This is a genomic window from Kribbella rubisoli (genome assembly GCF_004217145.1).
GTDB lineage: Bacteria > Actinomycetota > Actinomycetes > Propionibacteriales > Kribbellaceae > Kribbella > Kribbella rubisoli.
In genome coordinates, this window is sequence record NZ_SHKR01000013.1 from 700,416 (window position 1) to 719,535 (window position 19,120).

Annotated in this window: 17 protein-coding genes; 8 read left to right on the forward strand and 9 right to left on the reverse strand. The window is 67.7% G+C overall.

What is annotated here, in order from left to right; translation table 11 throughout:
• Positions 1-34: 34 nt before the first annotated feature.
• Positions 35-415: a cupin domain-containing protein gene (locus EV645_RS23465; RefSeq protein WP_130446098.1), complete on the reverse strand. Its 381-nt coding sequence runs from the start codon at positions 413-415 to the stop codon at positions 35-37.
• A 68-nt stretch (positions 416-483) separates the two neighbouring features.
• On the opposite strand from EV645_RS23465, the gene EV645_RS23470 reads away from it, so the two are divergent.
• Positions 484-705, forward strand: coding sequence for a hypothetical protein (locus EV645_RS23470; protein ID WP_130446099.1), 222 nt, complete (start codon positions 484-486; stop codon positions 703-705).
• A 6-nt stretch (positions 706-711) separates the two neighbouring features.
• Here the strand turns inward: EV645_RS23470 and EV645_RS23475 are convergent, their stop codons facing one another.
• A complete protein-coding gene (locus tag EV645_RS23475) occupies positions 712-1,473 on the reverse strand; it encodes a S1 family peptidase (RefSeq protein ID WP_130446100.1) in 762 nt (253 codons plus the stop codon).
• A 150-nt stretch (positions 1,474-1,623) separates the two neighbouring features.
• On the opposite strand from EV645_RS23475, the gene glgX reads away from it, so the two are divergent.
• The 4 genes from glgX to EV645_RS23495 all read left to right on the forward strand — a co-directional run bounded on the left by glgX (position 1,624) and on the right by EV645_RS23495 (position 8,216).
• A complete protein-coding gene (gene glgX / locus EV645_RS23480; protein WP_130446101.1) occupies positions 1,624-3,741 on the forward strand; it encodes a glycogen debranching protein GlgX in 2,118 nt (705 codons plus the stop codon).
• On the forward strand, positions 3,738-6,134 hold the full coding sequence (gene treY, locus EV645_RS23485) for a malto-oligosyltrehalose synthase (RefSeq protein WP_130446102.1): 2,397 nt from the start codon (positions 3,738-3,740) through the stop codon (positions 6,132-6,134). The genes glgX and treY overlap by 4 nt, the downstream gene beginning before the upstream one ends.
• Position 6,135: 1 nt before the next feature.
• Positions 6,136-7,863 (forward strand): malto-oligosyltrehalose trehalohydrolase, encoded by a 1,728-nt coding sequence (gene treZ / locus EV645_RS23490; protein WP_130446103.1) that lies wholly within the window; start codon positions 6,136-6,138, stop codon positions 7,861-7,863.
• Positions 7,864-8,018: 155 nt separating this feature from the next.
• Positions 8,019-8,216, forward strand: coding sequence for a hypothetical protein (locus EV645_RS23495; protein ID WP_130446104.1), 198 nt, complete (start codon positions 8,019-8,021; stop codon positions 8,214-8,216).
• A 171-nt stretch (positions 8,217-8,387) separates the two neighbouring features.
• On the opposite strand, the gene EV645_RS23500 is transcribed toward EV645_RS23495, so the two are convergent.
• Both EV645_RS23500 and EV645_RS23505 read right to left on the reverse strand, forming a co-directional pair.
• Positions 8,388-9,116, reverse strand: coding sequence for a helix-turn-helix transcriptional regulator (locus EV645_RS23500; protein ID WP_130446105.1), 729 nt, complete (start codon positions 9,114-9,116; stop codon positions 8,388-8,390).
• Complete coding sequence (locus tag EV645_RS23505) at positions 9,113-10,699, reverse strand: AfsR/SARP family transcriptional regulator (RefSeq protein ID WP_198681796.1); 1,587 nt, start codon at positions 10,697-10,699, stop codon at positions 9,113-9,115. Before EV645_RS23505 ends, EV645_RS23500 begins: the two co-directional genes overlap by 4 nt.
• 235 nt (positions 10,700-10,934) lie before the next feature.
• Between EV645_RS23505 and EV645_RS23510 the strand changes: the two genes are divergently transcribed.
• Positions 10,935-11,750: an SAM-dependent methyltransferase gene (locus tag EV645_RS23510; RefSeq protein ID WP_130446107.1), complete on the forward strand. Its 816-nt coding sequence runs from the start codon at positions 10,935-10,937 to the stop codon at positions 11,748-11,750.
• Between the two features lie 715 nt (positions 11,751-12,465).
• On the opposite strand, the gene EV645_RS23520 is transcribed toward EV645_RS23510, so the two are convergent.
• From EV645_RS23520 to EV645_RS23530, 3 genes are all read right to left on the reverse strand, one after another.
• The gene (locus EV645_RS23520) at positions 12,466-13,302 is read right to left on the reverse strand and encodes a nucleotidyltransferase domain-containing protein (protein WP_130446109.1); all 837 of its coding nucleotides are present in this window, start codon (positions 13,300-13,302) and stop codon (positions 12,466-12,468) included.
• A gap of 33 nt (positions 13,303-13,335) precedes the next feature.
• Positions 13,336-14,175, reverse strand: coding sequence for a phosphotransferase (locus tag EV645_RS23525; protein WP_198681797.1), 840 nt, complete (start codon positions 14,173-14,175; stop codon positions 13,336-13,338).
• Positions 14,176-14,268: 93 nt separating this feature from the next.
• Positions 14,269-15,003, reverse strand: coding sequence for a Type 1 glutamine amidotransferase-like domain-containing protein (locus EV645_RS23530; protein WP_130446111.1), 735 nt, complete (start codon positions 15,001-15,003; stop codon positions 14,269-14,271).
• A 146-nt stretch (positions 15,004-15,149) separates the two neighbouring features.
• Between EV645_RS23530 and EV645_RS23535 the strand changes: the two genes are divergently transcribed.
• A complete protein-coding gene (locus EV645_RS23535; RefSeq protein WP_130446112.1) occupies positions 15,150-15,449 on the forward strand; it encodes a hypothetical protein in 300 nt (99 codons plus the stop codon).
• On the opposite strand, the gene EV645_RS23540 is transcribed toward EV645_RS23535, so the two are convergent.
• Positions 15,446-15,751 (reverse strand): alkylmercury lyase, encoded by a 306-nt coding sequence (locus EV645_RS23540; RefSeq protein WP_130446113.1) that lies wholly within the window; start codon positions 15,749-15,751, stop codon positions 15,446-15,448. The two genes, EV645_RS23535 and EV645_RS23540, sit on opposite strands and share 4 nt — an antisense overlap.
• Positions 15,748-18,324 (reverse strand): GNAT family N-acetyltransferase, encoded by a 2,577-nt coding sequence (locus tag EV645_RS23545; RefSeq protein WP_130446114.1) that lies wholly within the window; start codon positions 18,322-18,324, stop codon positions 15,748-15,750. The genes EV645_RS23540 and EV645_RS23545 overlap by 4 nt, the downstream gene beginning before the upstream one ends.
• Before the next feature lie 113 nt (positions 18,325-18,437).
• Here EV645_RS23545 and EV645_RS23550 point away from each other — a divergent pair, with 113 nt between their 5' ends.
• Positions 18,438-19,118: a siderophore-interacting protein gene (locus EV645_RS23550; RefSeq protein WP_242000595.1), complete on the forward strand. Its 681-nt coding sequence runs from the start codon at positions 18,438-18,440 to the stop codon at positions 19,116-19,118.
• The last annotated feature ends 2 nt before the right edge of the window (positions 19,119-19,120 follow it).

Genomic DNA, 19,120 nt, shown 5'->3' on the forward strand with positions numbered 1-19,120 from the left:
AGACCTAAATATCAGTTATGGACGCCCGTAATAACTACCGATGGTCTGATGCAGGCGGGTCGACATTGACGGTCGGGATGCCGCCACCGGCCCGCGCGATGATGGCGAGCGACGGGTCCGAGCTGGGGTTGCTCTCGCGGTGGATCGTGAAGCCCGGCACATGCACGAAGTCGCCGGCCACCGCGTCGAGGTACTCGTCGGTGCCTTCGAACTCGAGGCGGAGTACGCCGCGGACGATGTAGAGGCTGCTCTCGTTCTTGTCGTGGTGGTGCCAGCCGGAGATCGCGCCGGGCTGGGTGACGACCTGGCCGGCCCACAGGATCGGGAGTTCGAAGGCTCGCATCCGGAGCATGCCGTCGGTGGGATCGGCGGCGACCAGATCGCCGGCCTTGATCACGCGAACACGTTCAGCCATATCGCCAGTCTGCCTCCGTCCGGCTCCGGCGGGAACACTGGTCGGCGTGCACGACGTAGGCTGCGCGGATGGCGAGTATTGTGTTGCGAGTTCGGCTCATCAGCGGTGACCAGCTCGACGTGACCTTCGAGGAGCCGCAGGCGGCGGACGACGTCGTGATCGAGCACGCCGTCACAGCGCTCTCCGGCGATAACGGCACGCTCCGGTGCAGACACGGCGAACGGGTTCTCGTGCTGTACGCGCGCGGCGTCGCGGCTCTGGAGATCGCTCCACGCGGCGCGGTGCTGTAACCCGGCTCAGCGAGCCAACTGCGGCGCGAGCGCCTTCGCGACGGCGGCGGTCTCGGCGTAGACGCCGGGCTTGCCGGCCTGTGCGCAGCCCTGTCCCCACGAGACGACACCGAGCAGTCGGCCGTTCAGGACGAGCGGACCGCCGGAATCGCCTTGGCAGGCGTCGATCCCGCCGTTGAGGTATCCGGCGCAGACGTTGGTCGCGGCGGCGTACCCGTTGCTGAAGTAGCTCTTCACCGCCAGGCAGGTCTTGTCCCCGAGGTCCGGCACCGCCGCCTTCTGCAGTGTGTCGTCCAGTCCGGTCCCTTCCGTGTCACCCCAGCCGTAGACGGTCGGTACGACGCCATTGCGATCCGCCCGCGCCCGCGTCTCCAGCGGCAGCACCGGCACTCCGGTGAACGGCTTCGCCAACGTCAGTACGGCGAAGTCGTAGCGGTTGTCCTTGGTGTTGTACCGGGGGTCGATCCACACCTTGCTGATCGCCGACGCCTGCCCGACAGACTCGTCCGCGAGGTTCGCCCGCCCCTGCACGGCGTAGTACGTGGCGATGTCCTCGTCCATACAGTGCGCGGCGGTGATGATCTTGTTCGGCCTCACCAGCGCGGCGCCGCAGTACCGGCCGCTGGAGTCCGCGGACTGCGTGTTGTTCAGCGCGATCGCCCACGGCGCCTCGGTGGCACTCGCCAACGTCCCGCCGACGACGACTGGTTTCGCGCCGGCCGTGACGGCCAGCAGAACCCCGACAACAAGTGCAGCCCGCTTCAACATTCACTACTCCATGTGAGACAACGATCGCTGCAAGTAAACTCCCACGCCGAGCAGGATCGTCCACAGCCCCCACGCCGCGGCGAATGAACACTCGCACCCAAAACTCCCACCGATGAGGTCTCCAACGTCGGAGGTGGCTACTGTCGTCAGGTGCAGAAATGGCCTGGTCGTCCTTACCCTCTCGGCGCCACGTACGACGGCGCCGGGACGAACTTCGCGGTGTTCTCGGAGGTTGCCGAACGAGTGGATCTGGCGCTGGTCGGTGACGACGGCACCGAGCAGCTGGTGCAGCTGACCGAGGTGGACGGTTTCGTGCACCACGCGTACCTGCCGGCGGTGCAGCCGGGGCAGCGGTACGGCTTCCGTGTGCACGGGCCGTACAACCCCGCCGAGGGGCACCGGTGCAACCCGTCCAAGCTGCTGCTGGACCCCTACGCGAAGGCGATCGACGGGCAGATCGACGGGGACGAGTCGCTGTTCAGCTACAGGTTCGAGAAGCCGGACGAGCTGAACACGATGGACAACCGCGAGCACACCATGCTGTCGGTGGTCACCAACCCGTTCTTCGACTGGAGCAACGACCGCCCGCCGGGCCACGCGTACCACGAGACGGTGATCTACGAGGCGCATGTCAAGGGCCTCACCAAGACGCACCCCGGTCTGCCGGAGAACATCCGCGGCACGTACGCCGGGATCGGGCACCCGGCAACCATCGAGCACCTGAAGGAGCTCGGGGTGTCGGCGATCGAGCTGATGCCGGTGCACCAGTTCGCCCAGGACGGCCACCTGCAGGAGCTCGGCCTGTCGAACTACTGGGGCTACAACACGATCGGCTTCTTCGCGCCGAACAACGCCTACTCGTCCACCGGCACCCTCGGGCAGCAGGTGACCGAGTTCAAGGCGATGGTGAAGGCGCTGCACGAGGCGGACATCGAGGTCATCCTCGACGTGGTCTACAACCACACCGCCGAGGGCAACGAGTTCGGCCCGACCCTGTCGTTCAAGGGCATCGACAACGCGGCGTACTACCGGCTGGTCGACGAGGACAAGCGGCACTACTACGACACCACCGGCACCGGCAACAGCCTGCTGATGCGGCACCCGCACGTGCTGCAGCTGATCATGGACTCGCTGCGCTACTGGGTCACCGAGATGCACGTCGACGGCTTCCGCTTCGACCTGGCGGCCACGCTGGCCCGTCAGTTCCACGAGGTCGATCGCCTGTCGGCGTTCTTCGACCTGGTCCAGCAGGACCCGGTAGTGAGCCAGGTGAAGCTGATCGCCGAGCCCTGGGACGTCGGCGACGGCGGCTACCAGGTGGGCAACTTCCCGCCGCTGTGGACGGAGTGGAACGGGAAGTTCCGCGACACCGTGCGGGACTTCTGGCGTGGTGAGCAGTACACGCTGGCCGAGTTCGCGTCCCGGCTGACCGGCTCGTCGGACCTGTACCAGGACGACAGCCGGCGGCCGCTGGCGAGCATCAACTTCGTCACCGCCCACGACGGGTTCACGCTGCGCGACCTGGTCTCGTACAACGACAAGCACAACGACGCGAACGGTGAGGGCGGCAAGGACGGCGAGAGCCACAACCGCTCCTGGAACTGCGGCGTCGAGGGCCCGACCGACGACCCCGAAGTACTGCGACTGCGGGCCAACCAGCAGCGCAACTTCTTGACCACGCTGCTGATCTCGCAGGGCGTGCCGATGATCGCCCACGGCGACGAGCTCGGCCGGACGCAGCAGGGCAACAACAACGTGTACTGCCAGGACAACGAGATCGCCTGGGTCGACTGGGAGCTGACCGAGGCGCAGCAGCACCTGCTGGAGTTCACCCGGTCGGTGGTCAAGCTGCGCAACAACCACCCGGTACTGCGCCGCCGCCGGTTCTTCCACGGCGACACCGGCGTCGACGGCCTCGGCGACCTGGTGTGGTTCACGCCCAAAGGCACCGAGATGCAGAACGGCGACTGGCAGCAGAACGACGCCCGCTCGATCGCGGTCTTCCTGAACGGTGACGCGATCTCCGAGCCGGACCCACGCGGCGAGCCGGTGGTCGACGACTCGTTCCTGGTCCTCATGAACAGCAACTACGAGCCGGTCGACTTCCTCCTCCCGCCAGAGGAGTACGGCGAGAGCTGGACGGTGGCCGTGGACACGACGAAGGCCACCGGCGGTGCGACCAGCGAACCCTACGTGGCCGGCAACACCATCCAGCTGGAAGCCCGCAGCACGCTGGTCCTGACCCGCCCGAGGCAGGCGGCCGGATGAGGGGGGTCCCGCAGGCCACCTACCGGTTTCAGCTCCGCGCGGAGTTCGGCTTCGACGCCGCCGCCGCGGTAGTCCCGTACCTGCAGAGCCTCGGGATCTCCCACGCGTACCTGTCCCCGATCCTCCAGGCCGCGCCCGGTTCCACCCACGGGTACGACGTGGTCGACCACAGCAGGCTGTCCGAGCCGATGGGCGGACGGCCAGCGTTCGAGCGGCTGTCGGCCCGGCTGGCGGAGAGCCGCATGGGCGCGATCGCGGACGTCGTACCGAACCATGTCGCCGTACCGACGCCGGCCAGCTTGAACAAGGCACTTTGGTCGGTGCTGCGGCTCGGCCCGGGTTCGCAGTACGCGGAGTGGTTCGACGTCGACTGGGGTTCGGGCAACCAGCCGCTCTTGATGGCGGTGCTGGGTCAGCGGATCGGCAAGGTGCTGGCCGACGGCGAGCTGTCCGTCGACGACGGCGTACTGCGGTACTACGAGCACGAGTACCCGCTCCGCCCGGGGACCGAGGACCTGCCGATTGCCGCACTGGTCACCGAGCAGTGGTATCGCCTCGCGCACTGGCGGGTCGCTGACGAGGAGTTGAACTACCGACGCTTCTTCGACGTCGACACCCTTGCTGCAATCCGTCAGGAAACACAGGAGGTCTTCGACGCGACACACCAGCTGCTGCTGGCGTTGCTGAACGAAGGCAAGCTCAACGGTTTCCGCATCGACCACCCGGACGGTCTGGCCGATCCACGAGGCTACCTGCGCCGACTGGCCGAGCGGACCGGCGGCGCGTGGGTAGTAGTGGAGAAGATCCTCGAGGGCGACGAAGAGCTGCCCCGCGACTGGCCCTGCGCCGGCACGACTGGGTACGACGCTCTGCTGCGCGTCGGAGGTCTGTTCGTCGATCCCTCCGGCGCTGCACCACTCGCGGCCCTGCACTCCGAGCTCACTGGTGCTCCAGCCGACTTCGGGCCGGTCGTGGAGGAGGCGAAGCGCGAGATCGTCCAGCACGGGCAGTACGCCGAGGTGCATCGCCTGGTCGAGCTGCTGGCCCGCATCTGCCAGGACGACGTACGGCTGCGCGACCACACGAGGCGGGCGTTCCACGAGGTCGTCGCTGAGCTGCTGGTGCATTTCGACGTCTACCGCGCGTACGTCGTACCGGGGGAGGAGCCGTCGCCGACTGCGGTGGCTGCGTTGGAGCGGGCCGCGGAGAAGGCACGCGACAATCTCGACGAGGACCGGCAGGCCACGCTCGACCTGGTACTGCACCTCCTGCTCGGCCGGGAGACCAGCACGATTGACGAGCGGGCGCGGGCCGAGCTGATCGTGCGCTTCCAGCAGACGTGCGGTCCGGTGATGGCCAAGGGCGTCGAGGACACCGCGTTCTACCGCTGGTTCCGGCTGACGTCGCTGAACGAGGTCGGTGGGGACCCGGAGCACTTCGGTGTCACACCGGAGGAGTTCCACGCGTACGCGACCCAGCTGAACCGGCACTGGCCCAAGACGATGACCACGCTGTCGACGCACGACACGAAGCGCTCCGAGGACGTGCGCGCGCGGCTCGGCGTACTGTCCGAGCAGCCCGCCGCGTGGTCGGAGGCTGTTCGCGAATGGCGTCGCCTGTCGGAAGACCACCGCAGTCCGTTGCTGGACGGCAGTACGGAGTACCTGTTCTGGCAGACGCTCTTCGGCACCTGGGACGACGGACCGCTCGCTGAGGACCGCATGCAGGCCTATCTGCTCAAGGCGATCCGCGAGGCCAAGCGCAACACGTCCTGGATCTCACCGGACGAGGAGTACGAGCAGACCGTCGCCGCGTTCGTCAACGCTGTCCTGCAGGACGGGAGCGTCCTCGACTCGGTACGTCGCTTCGCCGACGACCAGAGCGCCTACATCAGGGCAGCCACCCTCGGGCAGAAGCTCGTGCAGCTCACGATGCCCGGCGTACCGGACGTCTACCAGGGGACCGAGCTGGTGGACCTGTCGTTGGTCGACCCGGACAACCGGCGGACGGTGGACTACGAGCGGCGCATCGAGCGGCTGCAGCATCTGGATAGCGGTGGCAAGCCGGAGAACCTGTCCGACGAGAAACTGCTGATCACCTCACGCGCACTCCGCATCCGCCGGCAGTACCCAGACGCCTTCGCCGGCAGCTACACGCCGCTCCCGACGTCCAATGGGCATGCGGTCGCCTTCGCCCGTGGCGACGCAGTCATCACCGTGGCGACCAGACTGCCCGCTGCGCTGCAGCGTCTCGGCGGCTGGGGAGAGAGCGCTGTCGTGCTGCCGAGCGGACAGTGGAAGAACGTGCTGACCGGTCGCGAGGTTGGCAGTGGTGCTGCCAGAATCGAGGACCTGCTGACAGACCTGCCAGTGGCCCTGCTGGTCAGGAGCTGACATGCACACGTTCCGTGTCTGGGTGCCTGAGGCAACCAACGTCGACCTGGTACTGCGCGACGGTGTGCTGCCGATGCGCTTCGCACCGGACGGCTGGTGGGAGCGGCAGGTCGTCGAAGCACACCACGGCACCGACTACGCGTACTCCGTCGACGGCAGCGACCCGATGCCCGATCCGCGCAGCCCGTGGCAGCCGGACGGCGTACACGGGTTCAGCCGGGTCTTCGAGCCGGACCGTTTCGAGTGGAGCGACGACAACTGGACCGGTCGCGACGTACGCGGCTCTGTCTTCTACGAGCTGCACCTGGGCACCTTCACCGCAGGCGGCACGCTGGACGCGGCGGCCGAGCACCTGGACTACCTGGCCGTGCTGGGCGTGGAGGTGGTCTCGCTGCTGCCGGTCGCCGCGTTCCCCGGCGTACAAGGCTGGGGGTACGACGGTGTGGACCTCTACGCTGTCCACGAGCCGTATGGCGGACCGGAGGCGCTGCAGAGGTTCGTCAACCACTGTCATGAGGCCGGACTGGCCGTTTGTCTCGACGTCGTCTACAACCACCTCGGCCCGAGCGGGAACTACCTCGGCAGCTTCGGTCCGTACTTCACCAATCGCCACACGACGCCATGGGGTCCAGCGGTCAACCTGGACGACACCGGTAGCACAGAGGTACGCCGGTGGATCTGCGACAACGCACTGCGCTGGTTCCGCGACTTCCACATCGACGCCTTGCGGCTGGACGCCGTACACGCGCTGGTCGACGACAGCCCGACGCATCTGCTCCAGCAACTGTCGGACGAGACCGCAGAGCTGTCGGGCGAGCTCGGACGACCGCTAGGCCTGGTAGCCGAGTCCGACCTCAACCAGCCGAGCACCGTCGAGCCGGTGTCCAGCGGTGGGATGGGCATGACTGCGCAGTGGAGCGACGACTTCCACCATGCGCTGCACTCGCTGCTGACCGGCGAGCGCTTCGGGTACTACGTGGACTTCGGCGACCCTGCGGTGTTCGCGAAGACGCTGACGCGGGTGTTCATGCACGACGGGACCTACTCGACGTTCCGCGGCAAGATCTGGGGACATCCGGTCGATCCACGCAAGGAACACGGCGGTCAGTTCCTCGCCTACACGTCGAACCACGATCAGATCGGCAACCGGGCTCTTGGCGACCGGCCGGCGCTGACGCCGGGGCAGCTCGCGATCGGCGCCGCGCTGGTCCTCACCTCGCCGTACACGCCGATGCTGTTCATGGGCGAGGAGTGGGGAGCCTCGACGCCCTGGCGATTCTTCACCGACTTCGGTGAGCCGGAGCTGGCCGAGGCAGTCCGGACCGGGCGGCGGCGGGAGTTCGCGGAGTTCGGCTGGAACGCCGACGAGATCCCGGACCCGCAGGATCCCCGGACCTGGCGCAGCTCGGTGCTCGATTGGTCGGAGCCGGACGAGGCCCCGCATCACGAGGTGCTGATGTGGTACCGGCACCTGCTCACTTTTCGGGCCCGGATGCCGGAGCTGCGCGACGACCGGCTCGAGTCCGTCGGGATCTCGTTCGACCCGGCCGGGGCGTGGCTCGTGGTGGCGCGCGGGAGCCTCCGGGTGGTCGCGAACCTGGCCGCCGAGGACGCCGTGGTGCCGGTCGACGCGGACCCGGAGTACCTGGTGATGTCGTTCGGCGCGGCCGAGCTGACCGACGGCGGACTGTGGTTGCCCGGTCACGGCGTCGGCATCGTCTCCGTCTGAGACTTTCCAACGCTGCACATTTGTGGGGCAAACCAACACAACCCGGCGTTCGAGCACGTTGATCCGTGGTGATTTCCGGAATCGCTTGTCTGGTGGTGCGGTCGTGACGGACTGTTGATGGGCCAGCAGGGGACGGGGGTCAAAGGGAGGACCGGATGACTGTCGGAGGCGTCGACACTTACTACGACTACGAAGAAAAGCAGTGGAAGAGCCGGAGGCTGGGCGGCGGACCGATCCGTCGCGGCCCGGTGTGCCCGGCCCCACGTGCTGCGGACCACGCGGTACACGACACGACCCACGAGCGGCGCGCGTCCGGCCGCGACCAAAAAGTACCGAAAAGCACCCTGAGCTAACGAGACCCGGTGGCAGGGCCCGCCAGACCAGGCCACCGTTCCCAGCCGTATGAGCGGCCGTCGCCCGAGCCCCCGACGATGGCCCCTCCGGCATGCCCAAAGTGCTGTCGGTGGTCGGGCGACCTGGTCGGATATGCGCCGGATCGGTCCGCGACGGACAGAACCGAGCGGTCACGATGCGCGCTCCAGCAGCCAGCCGCGATCAGCAGCCTTGACGCCGGCCTGGAAGCGGCTGCGGGCGCCGAGACGGTTCATGATCTGCGCGACCATCCGGCGTACCGTGCGGACCGAGATGTCGAGGTGGGCGGCGGCGACCTCGTCGGTCGCGCCGAGGGCGAGCAGGCGGAGCATCTCCTGCTCCCGCAGCGACAGGTCGTTGTCGTCCGGCAGGTCGCTGTCGGCCAGCGGTACTGCGTCCGGCCAGATCCGCTCGAACAGCTCGAGAGCGGTGACCACCACGCTCGTCAGCCGCAGTACGGCGACGCTGCCGCTGGTGGTGTCTGCGGGCAGCACCGCGACCACGCCGTCGATGACGATCGCGTTCATCGGCACATGCGGGGTCGTGCGGACCGCGACGCCAGCCAGCGACAACGCACCAAGGTGCCGGCCGACGGTCGGCGTGGTCCGCGCATGGTCGGGGTAGATCGCCCGGTAGCGCACGCCGGGCTTGACCTCGCGCGGCCCGAACGTCGGTCCGGCCGGGGTCACCGTGCTCATCGCGATCACCTCGTTCTCCGCGGAGGCGAGGAGCTCGGCAAGGCCGCCGTGGGCGGGGATCTGCTGGAAACCGGTGGGCATGTTGAGCATCGTTTGAGCAGCACCCCTTCCCGTGCCGAGCAGGGTGCCGGCCAAGGCCTGGTTAGTTGCTGCGGGCAATACCGAGCCGTGCGTCGCGCTCATGCCACGAGCTCCGCTTTCGGGCCGGTGGTGATCAGCAGCTGGTTGGCATGATCGCGTACAACGGGCAGGACCTCGAAGCGTCCCGGTGCCGGCTCGGTGACCAGGTTGTGGTCCATCAGTACGTCGACCATGATCTCGGCGTCGGCCCGATCCGTACCCGTGACTCGCGCAGCCTGACGGAGATCGAACCGCGGTGTCATCGCGATCAGCCGGTACAGCCGCTGCGCCGGGCTGGGCAGTGCGTCGTACACGTCGTCGAAGCGGGCGAGCAGCTCTGCCAGCGCCTGGCTCCGGGCCGCCGGGTCTTCGAAGCGAGCTGCCATCCGAGCGACGGTCCAGGGCTGCCGGTTGCGCAGCCGCTCGGCCAGCTGCCGGATCGCGCCTGGATGACCGCCGCAGCAGCTCAGGATCTGCTCGACATCGGTCAAGCGGGCAGCATCAGAATGAGCCAGTACGTCGAGCGTGATCGCCGCCACACGATCCAGGCCGGCGAGCCGACGGCGGCTGATGACCAGTACCAGCGCGTCCGGGTCGTTCGTTAGCCGATGCCGGATCTGGGCGGCGTCCTCGACATTGTCCAGGATCAGCAGACCGGTTGCCGCGGGCAACGACGTCGGCCGGTCCAGGTCGACGTACTGCTGGGTCTCGAGACCCGACGCCGCGGCGACCTCGAGCGCGAAGGCCGTCTTGCCGATGCCCGGCATCCCGTCGATCGTGACCACGCCGCGCGCACCGCGCAGGGCGCGCAGCTCAGGCCGGCGGCCGACGAAGCCGGGGACCCGCGGCGGGAGGTTCGAGCTGACAGGTTTCGCGACCGGCGCCGCGTCCTCGCTGAGGATCTGCTGGTGCAGCGCGGTCAGTTCGGCGCCAGGCTCGATCCCGAGGTCGCGGACCAGCGCGGTCCGAGCTCGCTGGTACGCCGCCAGTGCGTCATGCCGTCGTCCCACCTGCCGGTACGCCGCCATCAGCCGGGCCCACGCCAGCTCGCGGAGCGGCTCCTCCTCGGTGAGCGCACGCAGTACGGCGATCGCCTCGGCGGGCCGATCGAGCAGCAGCTGGGCGTCCGCGAGGTCCTCGCGCAGTGCCCGGTGCAGCTCGGTCAACCGATCCACTGCCGACGTGGCATCCGCCGTCAGACCGTCGTACGGCACCCCGCGCCACAGCGCGAGCGCTCGCTGGACCACCGTGATCGCCTCCGCCGAGTCCCGACGGCTCAGCAGCTCGCGGGCCTCGTCACACAGGGCGGCGGCGACGTCGGCGTCCAGCTCACCGGGGCGGACATGCACCCGGTACGCGCCCGGGCGGCTCTCGATGCGCTCCTCCGGGAGCGAGCGGCGGAGCTGCCAGACGTAGGTCTTCAGGTTGTTCTGCGCGGACGCCGGCACGTCCCGGCCGGCCCAGACCGCGTCGACGAGCTGCTCGGTGCTGACCCAGGCGTTGCGGTGCAGCAGGAGCAGCGTCAGCACGGTCGCCGGCTTGCCGCCGCAGAGGTCCAGCGGGTGTCCGTCCGGCCCGTCGACTTCGAGCGGGCCCAGCACCCGGAAGCTCAACCGGTCTGGTGTGTGCGCTGCGCGACCGTTCATGGCACATACGATCCGGGGAGCCGATGACATTTTGATGACACCGGCGGATGACAGTGTGCGTACTAGTGGTAGATGACGACCGATCAGCCGTTCCTGCGGATGGGGTCCGAGTCCACCCGTTGACGATCTTCTGTCCGGGAAGCGGTCGGTAGAACAAGACCGGCCGGGGTCCGGAGCGAGGTAGTTTCAGCGTCGCATAGAGTGACAGCTGTCTCGAGAGGAAGGACCCCGCGCGATGGCTGACGCAGACGACCAGGTGGGCTCGGCGTACCCGTTCGACACCAGTAAGCCGAGTATCGCCCGGACGTACGACTACTTGCTCAGGGGCAAGGACAACTTCGCGGTGGACCGCGCGTTCGGGGACCGGTTCATCAACGAACTGCCGGGTTCGCGGATGATCGCGTACGACAACCGCGGCGCGCTGATCCGCGCGGTCCAGGAGATCGTGACGAACACGCCGGTGCGGCAGTTCATCGACCTCGGCAGCGGCCTGCCGACGGCCGACAACGTGCACCAGGTCGCCCAGCGGTACGCCCCGGACGCGAAGGTCGTGTACGTCGACAACGACCCGATCGTGCTCGCCCACGGGCGCGCGCTGCTCGCCGAGAACGACAACACCACCGTCATCCAGGCCGACCTGCGCGAGCCGAAGGCGATCATCGAGCACCCTGACACCGTGCGGCTGATCGACTTCAGCCTGCCCGTCGGCGTGATCTTCAGTGCCACCCTCCACCACGTCAACGACGACGAGGATCCGGCCGCCATCGTCCGCTTCTGGCACGACCGCATCGCCTCCGGCAGCCACGTCTTCATCAGCCACTTCCGCAGCGAGAACGACCCCCGCAGCCAAGAACTCGAAACGCTCCTCCAGAGTTCGCTCGGCCGCGGCCGCTGGCGCACCGACGACCAGATCCTCGCCCTCTTCGGCGAAGGCTTCACAGTCCTCGACCCCGGCCTGGTCCCCGCCTCCGAATGGCGCAACGACGACGCCCCCGAAGACCCCAACGACTACCAACGCCTCATCGCCGCCGTACTCGCCCGCAAGAACTAGGTATTGCGAGAATCCCGCGCGGTGCTCCGCGCAGGCTCCTCCCACGTAGCGTCAATGACAGGTTTCTCAGGGGTCTGTACCGACGGACGGGTACTGGTCTCCGGTGCGCGCCTGGATCGGCTCCGATACGCCGCGTCGGGCTGACCAATACCCGTCCTTCGGTACGCGAGAGTCATAGGCCATCCAACGATCCCGCCATCGCACCGCTCTCCGCCGCGGACCGTCTCAGGGGTCAACCCCCGAGCGTGCCGGTTGTCCCCCCGGTATGCGAGGTGTCAAGCGTCAACCTCAGGGGTTGACCCCTCAAACGGTCCGCCACCGGACGTCCTGGGCGGTTCGCTCGCTTGACCAAGCTGCTGGCTGCACGTCCTGAGCTCGGCCGCCGGCGCACCGACGACCAGATCCTCGCCCTCTTCGGCGAAGGCTTCGCAGTCCTCGACCCCGGCCTGGTGCGGGCGTCGGAATGGCGCAACGACGACGCCCCGAAGACCCCAACGACTACCAACGCCTCATCGCCGCCGTACTCGCCCGCAAGAACTAGGTACTGCGGGAGCCCGGTGCCACGCGCGACACTCCGTCGCGCGGGGCTAAGGACAGGAGGTAGTGCAGCTGGCCGGCGGTCGGCTGTGGCGGCTGAGCGTGGCGGCGGCTTGTTGAGCTGACTACCTCCTGTCGTTAGCACCGGCTGCCCGGGCTCGACCGGCTCGTGCGGTTGCTACCCCGGGTCGACCGACAGAGTGGTCAATAGGTGTTGGCGGGCTGCGTCTTCGAGTTCCTGGGGCCAGGTGATGCCGCATCTTGTGTGGAGGGTGCGGGCTAGGGGGAGGAAGTGGGCGGCGCAGGTGAGGTTGGCGGTTATGACTGATTCGCGGGTGGCTTGGAGGGGTGGGAGATCGGCGAGGAGCTGCTGACGGTCGGCGGGTAGTAAGCGGTCTAGGTGTAGAGCCCCGCCTCGATCTTCGACGGCGACGTCTTCGAGCATCAGGTCGATCAGCATCTGTCGCAGCAGACCGGCGCCCGACTGGCCGACGACGTACTCCTCGCGTCCGATGGCGACCGGCAGTAGGCCGAGTACGCGGAGGAATTCCACGGTGATGGACTCGACGCGGTGGGGGTCCGGCTGCCTCGGTGCGCCCGGTGCTGCGAGCTCGGCACTCAGACCATGCGGGTCGTACAGGGGCTTGGCGGTCGACCGGGTGCGGCTGCCGATCGCGTCCGGCGTACCCACCGAGACGTCGAAGCGAAGCCAGTCCGGCGTGATGTGGTTGAAGACCCGCGGGCCGAGCGCGCGCCGGAACACCGTCGGCGAGATCTCGTCCGAGGTCTTCGGCCAGTCGTCGCAGAAGCTGTCGGCATCGTCCGCGGCGACGACGACCCACAGATCGACGTCGCTGAACCGATCGTGCGTCCCCCGGCCGAAGCTACCGACCAGCCACACGCCCAACACCCGATCGTCCTTGCTGAGAACGTGTTCAGCCCGGTCGATCAGCGCCTGCTGCCCCGAGTCCGCCGCATCGCTGCTTGCCGAGTATTCGCGAGCATTGTCAGTCATGAACGTCCATGATGCCCCTAGGCGGATTCCGCGTTAGAGCTGGTCGAGGGCTGCCGCGAGGAACGCATCGCGCCGCGCAGTCGCCTCGGGGCTGTACAGAGTTGTCGGGGTGTTGAGGGCGGCGACAGCGTCCCAGTACGGGATGTTCGTGGCCGCCGTACCGGAGGCTTCTTCCCAGGCTTCCACGATGTCCGCGGTTGTCGCGCCGTACGTGATGGCTATCTGCTTGCGCAGTTCGCCGAGATCCACGCCGGGGTTGCCGACTCCGGCCGTCTTCCAGTCGATCAGGGCGCAGTTGGCGTCGCTCGTCCAGGCCATGTTGCCCGGCCAGACATCGCCGTGGACAAAGACGGTTTCGCCCTGCGGCTGGGGCATGCTCCGGATCAGGTCATCTGCTTGTCTGAGGAGTGGCGACGTCGGCAGCTGACCCAGCCGGCGGTCTCTGGCGAAGTAGTCGACCGCGATGGGACGTGTTCGGAGCGGCAGGTGCGGGCCGGGCTCGAGCCGGATCGCATGCACCTGCGCGAGCGCCGCACCCGCAGCGCGGAGCCGCGCGACAGGCAACGCCCGCGGCCACGTCGTGTTGCCTGCAGCAACAGTCTCGAGCGTTGCCGGTACGCCGGCTGCGCGGCCGTCGAGGTCCTTCGCGACGAGCCGCGGAGCCCGCAATCCATGTACTTCGGCAACCTCGAGCGCGGCCGCACCCGTAGCGATCAACTCCGCATCGATGCGGGAGGTGAGCGAACGCAGGACGAAATGTCTTTCACGACCGCGTACGTCGACACGCAGCCGCCATGGGCCTTGGTCGTCGTGCAGTGTTTGCACCGACTCGATCGCGGCATCGCCGCCGATCGAATCGACGGCCCAGTTCACTGTCCGCTCGGTCGGCTGCGCGCCGCCTGCACCTCTACCCGTCCCGCACTCGGAGATCCTGGCACGTGACCGGGCAGGGGTCCAGACCATGTCCTAGGGGGTGAACAGCTTCCACTGGCCCTCGGAGACGACCTCGACGGTGCCGTCGACCACCTTGATGGCCGAGTCGTCGTCGATCGCGTACGTCGGCGCGGGGATGTGTGCTGCCCACTTCTCGGCGTTGGCCAACGAGGCATCGGTGTGGTCCGGGTGTTCGAAGTGCGGGATGACCGCGAAGTCGACGAGCCCGACCCCTTCACCGGTGACGAGGATCCGGTGGAGGTCGCCTTCGGGGGTGCTGAAGACGATGTCTTCCGACTTCAGCGGTCCGTCGGTACCGCGGGGCTGTTCGGTGTACGTCTCCACGAAGGTGGAGGCCGCGGCGATGCTGCTGGCGCTGACCCCGACGTACACGGCCTCGGGGCGCAGGGTCGGCAGGAGGTCGGCGAGGCCGGAACGACGCATCCAGTTGGCGAGGAACAGCGGGTCGCCGCCCCAGAACAGCAATGCGTCGGCTTCGCGGACCACAGGGACCCAGGCATCGTCTTCGATGCTCGGCAGTACCGACAGTTCGAGGACTCCCAGAGACTTCCAGCCCAGGTCGGTCAGATGCGACGGGCCGTTGCCGGTGATCATCCGGTACGCGCCGAACTGTCCGCCGCGGAACGGGTAGATGGAGGTCGGGACGACGAGGGCGGTGGACTCTGCGATCGGTTTGCCCAGCAGCTCGACCAGCGCGTTCTCGATGCTCGCGTTGTGGATCCCGGCGGAAGTCAGCAGAAGCTTCATGGTGCCTTTCCTTGGTTGTCCGTACGGCGGAGCGTGCGGCCCGCTCATCCCTGCAACGAACAGCACCGCCCCGATCCGACACCGCCACCAGGAATTTGTCCAGAACCGTGCTGGCCTCGCCGGAGAGTTGGGCAGATGATGATGCCGTGAGCGTCGCAGACGAGACATCGCAGCCGCCGGCACCGCTGTGCTGGTGCTGCGGCAATCAGTTCGAGGAGCACGACCTCCTAAGACTCGGCTCCCACCCCGAGGCAGCCGTCTGCTTCAACTGCGCCCGCTTCCTCCACCGACGGGCAGTAGGCCAGGAGGACCAGCGCCGTACGACGCTCGCCGGGCGAATCCGGACGGGCATCACCGGCGTCCGCGAATGGATCATCGCCCACAACTGGCACCGGCTACCGCTGCTGGGCTCCCTCCTGCAGCGCCTCGACCGCCACCTGCCCTAGGCCAACCGCTGGGCAGCGGCGAGCGCGGCCCGCACCTGCTCGGTGGATGGCACCGGAACGGTCCGACCGCCCTCGTCGCGATACAGCCGACAGGTAAGCCCACACTCGGCCGAGACTGCGTCGGCGAACGGATCAACACCGTCGATCAGCAGGGTCGGCGAACCCGCCATTCCGACCTCGACAGCCTCGTCGTCGCTCCGGATCTCCCGAGTGGCGATAGGGAGATCGGTGACTTCCGCCAGCCGCTCCAGCATCGGAGCCAGATTGGGACAGTCCGGCACATGCAGGACTTCAAGGGTCATTTCGGGTCCCCGAACTGCGCCTTCGTGAGGAAGGCGAATTGGGCTGTCTTGGTGGAGCCGTCAGGTTGGGGGATCTTGGCTTCGGGGCCGAGGGTGAAGCCGGTGCGGTGGAAGCGGTCAATGGCTCGGATGTTGCGTACGTCGGGCTCGACCACCAGGCGCGGATGCCCGAGATGCACGAACACGAACTGTGCAAGGGCTTTCAGCAGGTTGGCGGTGAACCCCGGCTGCGGATCACCGGGCGCGATCAGCAGATGTAGCCCGAGATCGCCCGCCTTGATGTCGTACGCCGCACCGGCCGGATCCGTCTGCGGATCATAGGTTTGCAGCAGCGCAACCGGCACCTCGTCCAGCCGTACGACGTACACGTGATGCGTAGGCACCGAGTCCAGGAAGCGGTACGTGGCAGCGATCTCGTCGCGCGACAGCTCACCCATACCCCAGTACGTCGCCCGCTCGGCCGTCACCCACTCGTGGATGAGATCGAGGTCCCGCGCCGGATCGGCCTCCTCGAGCCGGACCGTGCCGAAGCCATCTACCTCAACCGAATAGCCGCGATCCTCACGACCCGTTGCAGCGACCGCCGGAGCCAACGATCCGCTCAACCACAACGGCAGCTGGTCGTGATGATGCGGATCCCCGAGTACGCCGGACGCGCCGAGCGGCACGATCCACTTGCTGGCTGAACGATCGGCGAGATCCCAGGCATACCGAGCCGCCGACGCACGAATGCAGACGTCGGTGAGCCCCGGCAGACTCGATGTCGACATGACGCAGTGATGATCGCCGGACAGCGCCAGGTCGTAAGGCTCCTCGTCCCGCGTAAACACCGGCCCGCGCAACGCATGCAACGGCGAGAGTTGATGCGTCTCGCCCCACGGCGGTCGAGGTTTGTGCGCGGCAACCTCTTCCAGCGCCTCCCGCGCCAACCAGCCGAAGTTGATCTCCGGAAGGTCCGCAGCAACCAGGTTCTCGAGCGCGTACGAGACGTGCGTCAACGGATCCATCCACGGCGCGAACACCTCCGCGACCTCGGCGTTCTCGAGGACCGTGAAATGATCGGTGAGCCGCGAGATCAAGGCCTTGCGGAGAGCGGCGTACGACGAGGCCGTCGTACTCTCCGCGTCCATGTGACGGTCCCAGGCGAGCAGTTCGGTGCGCAGGGCAACGGCCTGCGTGGAGAGGTCCTCGAGGTCGATCAGAAGGTCGAGGATGGAGCGGGCCGAGCCGAGGAGCGTGTCCTTGTGGATCGACGGCATGTCGTCGACGGCCCAGTCGTTGCGGGCCTTCACCAGTTCGCGGATGCGGTCCGCACGGTGCGTCGCCGCGAACTCAACGCCCAACGGCGCCGCCAGTTCACGAGCGTTCGCCATCACCGCGGGACCGTCCACGTCCTCCCGCGGCATCGGGTCGTACCAGCCGTCCCACTGATGCTCCACCTCCCAAGCCGGTACGACGCGCATCCTGTTGCTCGCATGCCGTCGCGGCACCAGCCCCGCCGTACGGTGCAGCAGCCCGCCCGCGGTGTCCGCCGCCATCACCACATTCACGGGTTCGATCCACTCGTCGAACGCGGAATCGACGTCCGCGACAGTGGTTGCCCGCAGCAACCTAGCCATCACCTGGAACCCGAGCCGGCCGGTCACCCGCGGCGGGTACCGCAGACTGATGCCGTCCTGGATGATCGGGCCACGCTCGGTCTCGATCACCTCGACCTCGATCGGGGCCGCGCCGGCGACCTCGACCACCTCACGATGTGCAGCGGCCGGCTTCCAACCGTCCGGGCCCAGGGCCTCCACCCCGGTAGCAGTTCGACGGAGCTGCTCGGCATACAGATCCTGGTAGTCGGCCATCGCGTTCGTGATCGCCCACGCGACACCGCCCGTGTGCCCGAAGTGTGCCAGCCCGGGAATGCCAGGCACGGCAAGCCCCAGTACGTCGTACTCCGGGCATGTCAGCCGGATCTGCTGGTAGACGCCCGGGCTCTCGACGTACCGATGCGGATCGCCGGCCACGATCGCCTGACCCGACGCGGTTTGCGAACCCGGGATCAACCACCCGTTACTTCCGGCCCCATGCGGTCCCTCGGACGTGAACAGGTCCAACGCATCCTCACCGAGATGCCGCGCGACGTGCGTCCGCCACAACTTGGTCGGGAAGCCGGCGAACAGCACATGCACCGCCAGCCAGATCCCGAGCGGCGTCCACGGCTCCCACTCCTGCAACGTCAACCCGGTCTCCGCGAACTCCGGCGCCCGCATGGCCCCGCCCGGCAGCGCATGATTCACGCCCTCGACGTACGCCGTGACCCACTCGCGCGTCTCGTCGTCGAGCGCCTCGAAACACCGCTGAGCCGTGTCGGCCAATCTGGCCTGTCGGGCGAAGACGTCCCACCCGGCCGCCTCGGCGCCGAGGAACGCAGCGCTGGTTCCGAGATACCTGCGCCGCTCGAGCTCGATCTGCCAGGCACGGTCCCGGGCGGCATTGACGCCCTGCAGATAGACCAACGCAAGAGGGTCGCCGGCTTGAAGGTGCGGCACGCCGTACGTGTCCCGGAACACTCTCGCATTCACAACGTGCCTCGTTTCAGTTAGGTTAGGCTGCGCTAACTTACGCAGCTACAATCCCTCATCGCAAGAGCAATTGTCGCCGGAGGTGTGGAGTGGGGCACGGCTGGGAAGGCGTGGTGCTCAAGCTGTTTCGCGGGAAGGACTTCGTCTTCACCGTGACCGGTGCCGAACAGGTCACCGAGCGCTACCGTCGGGTGCATTTCACCGACGGCGGGCTGCTGCAGGCGGTCGGCGTACACCCGACGATGTGGGTGCGACTCTGGTTCGACAACGCGGGCAAGCCGCACCAGCGCGCGTACACGCTGGTCGATCCGGATATCGAGGCCGGCACGTTCAGCCTGGAGTTCGCGCTGCACGACGGCTGTGCGAGCGACTGGTCGCGGAAGGCCGAGCCCGGCGCCACGATCGAGGCGACGGTGCAGGGGACCGGCTTCGAGGTGCCGGACCCGCTGCCGGCGCGGATGCTGGTGATCGGCGACCCGGCCTCGTTGCCCGCGATCAACTCGCTGCTCGCGGTCGCCCCGAAGCTGCCGGCGACGATCTGGTTCGAGACCACGCACGACCTCGACCAGGAGCTGCCGTTCCGCACCGAGGAGCATCACGACCTGAGGACCGTCCCGCGGTCGCAGCTGGTCGAGCATGTAAAGACCGAGCTCAAGGACCAGATCAGCCCCGACACGTTCGTCTGGATCGCGTGCGACACCGCGACCACGCGCACGCTCACGGCGTACGTCCTGAAGGATCTCGCCGTGCCGAAGCATCGCGTGAAGTCCCTCGGCTACTGGAAGGCCGCGTAATC

What these genes read in the sequence shown, in the direction of transcription:
- EV645_RS23465 (WP_130446098.1), bottom strand. Translation starts at nt 415, where the DNA reads ATGGCTGAACGTGTTCGCGTGATCAAGGCCGGCGATCTGGTCGCCGCC.
- EV645_RS23475 (WP_130446100.1), bottom strand. Translation starts at nt 1,473, where the DNA reads ATGTTGAAGCGGGCTGCACTTGTTGTCGGGGTTCTGCTGGCCGTCACG.
- EV645_RS23470 (WP_130446099.1), top strand. Translation starts at nt 484, where the DNA reads ATGGCGAGTATTGTGTTGCGAGTTCGGCTCATCAGCGGTGACCAGCTC.
- EV645_RS23510 (WP_130446107.1), top strand. Translation starts at nt 10,935, where the DNA reads ATGGCTGACGCAGACGACCAGGTGGGCTCGGCGTACCCGTTCGACACC.
- EV645_RS23505 (WP_198681796.1), bottom strand. Translation starts at nt 10,699, where the DNA reads ATGAACGGTCGCGCAGCGCACACACCAGACCGGTTGAGCTTCCGGGTG.
- treY (WP_130446102.1), top strand. Translation starts at nt 3,738, where the DNA reads ATGAGGGGGGTCCCGCAGGCCACCTACCGGTTTCAGCTCCGCGCGGAG.
- treZ (WP_130446103.1), top strand. Translation starts at nt 6,136, where the DNA reads ATGCACACGTTCCGTGTCTGGGTGCCTGAGGCAACCAACGTCGACCTG.
- EV645_RS23520 (WP_130446109.1), bottom strand. Translation starts at nt 13,302, where the DNA reads ATGACTGACAATGCTCGCGAATACTCGGCAAGCAGCGATGCGGCGGAC.
- EV645_RS23500 (WP_130446105.1), bottom strand. Translation starts at nt 9,116, where the DNA reads ATGAGCGCGACGCACGGCTCGGTATTGCCCGCAGCAACTAACCAGGCC.
- EV645_RS23540 (WP_130446113.1), bottom strand. Translation starts at nt 15,751, where the DNA reads ATGACCCTTGAAGTCCTGCATGTGCCGGACTGTCCCAATCTGGCTCCG.
- EV645_RS23495 (WP_130446104.1), top strand. Translation starts at nt 8,019, where the DNA reads ATGACTGTCGGAGGCGTCGACACTTACTACGACTACGAAGAAAAGCAG.
- EV645_RS23530 (WP_130446111.1), bottom strand. Translation starts at nt 15,003, where the DNA reads ATGAAGCTTCTGCTGACTTCCGCCGGGATCCACAACGCGAGCATCGAG.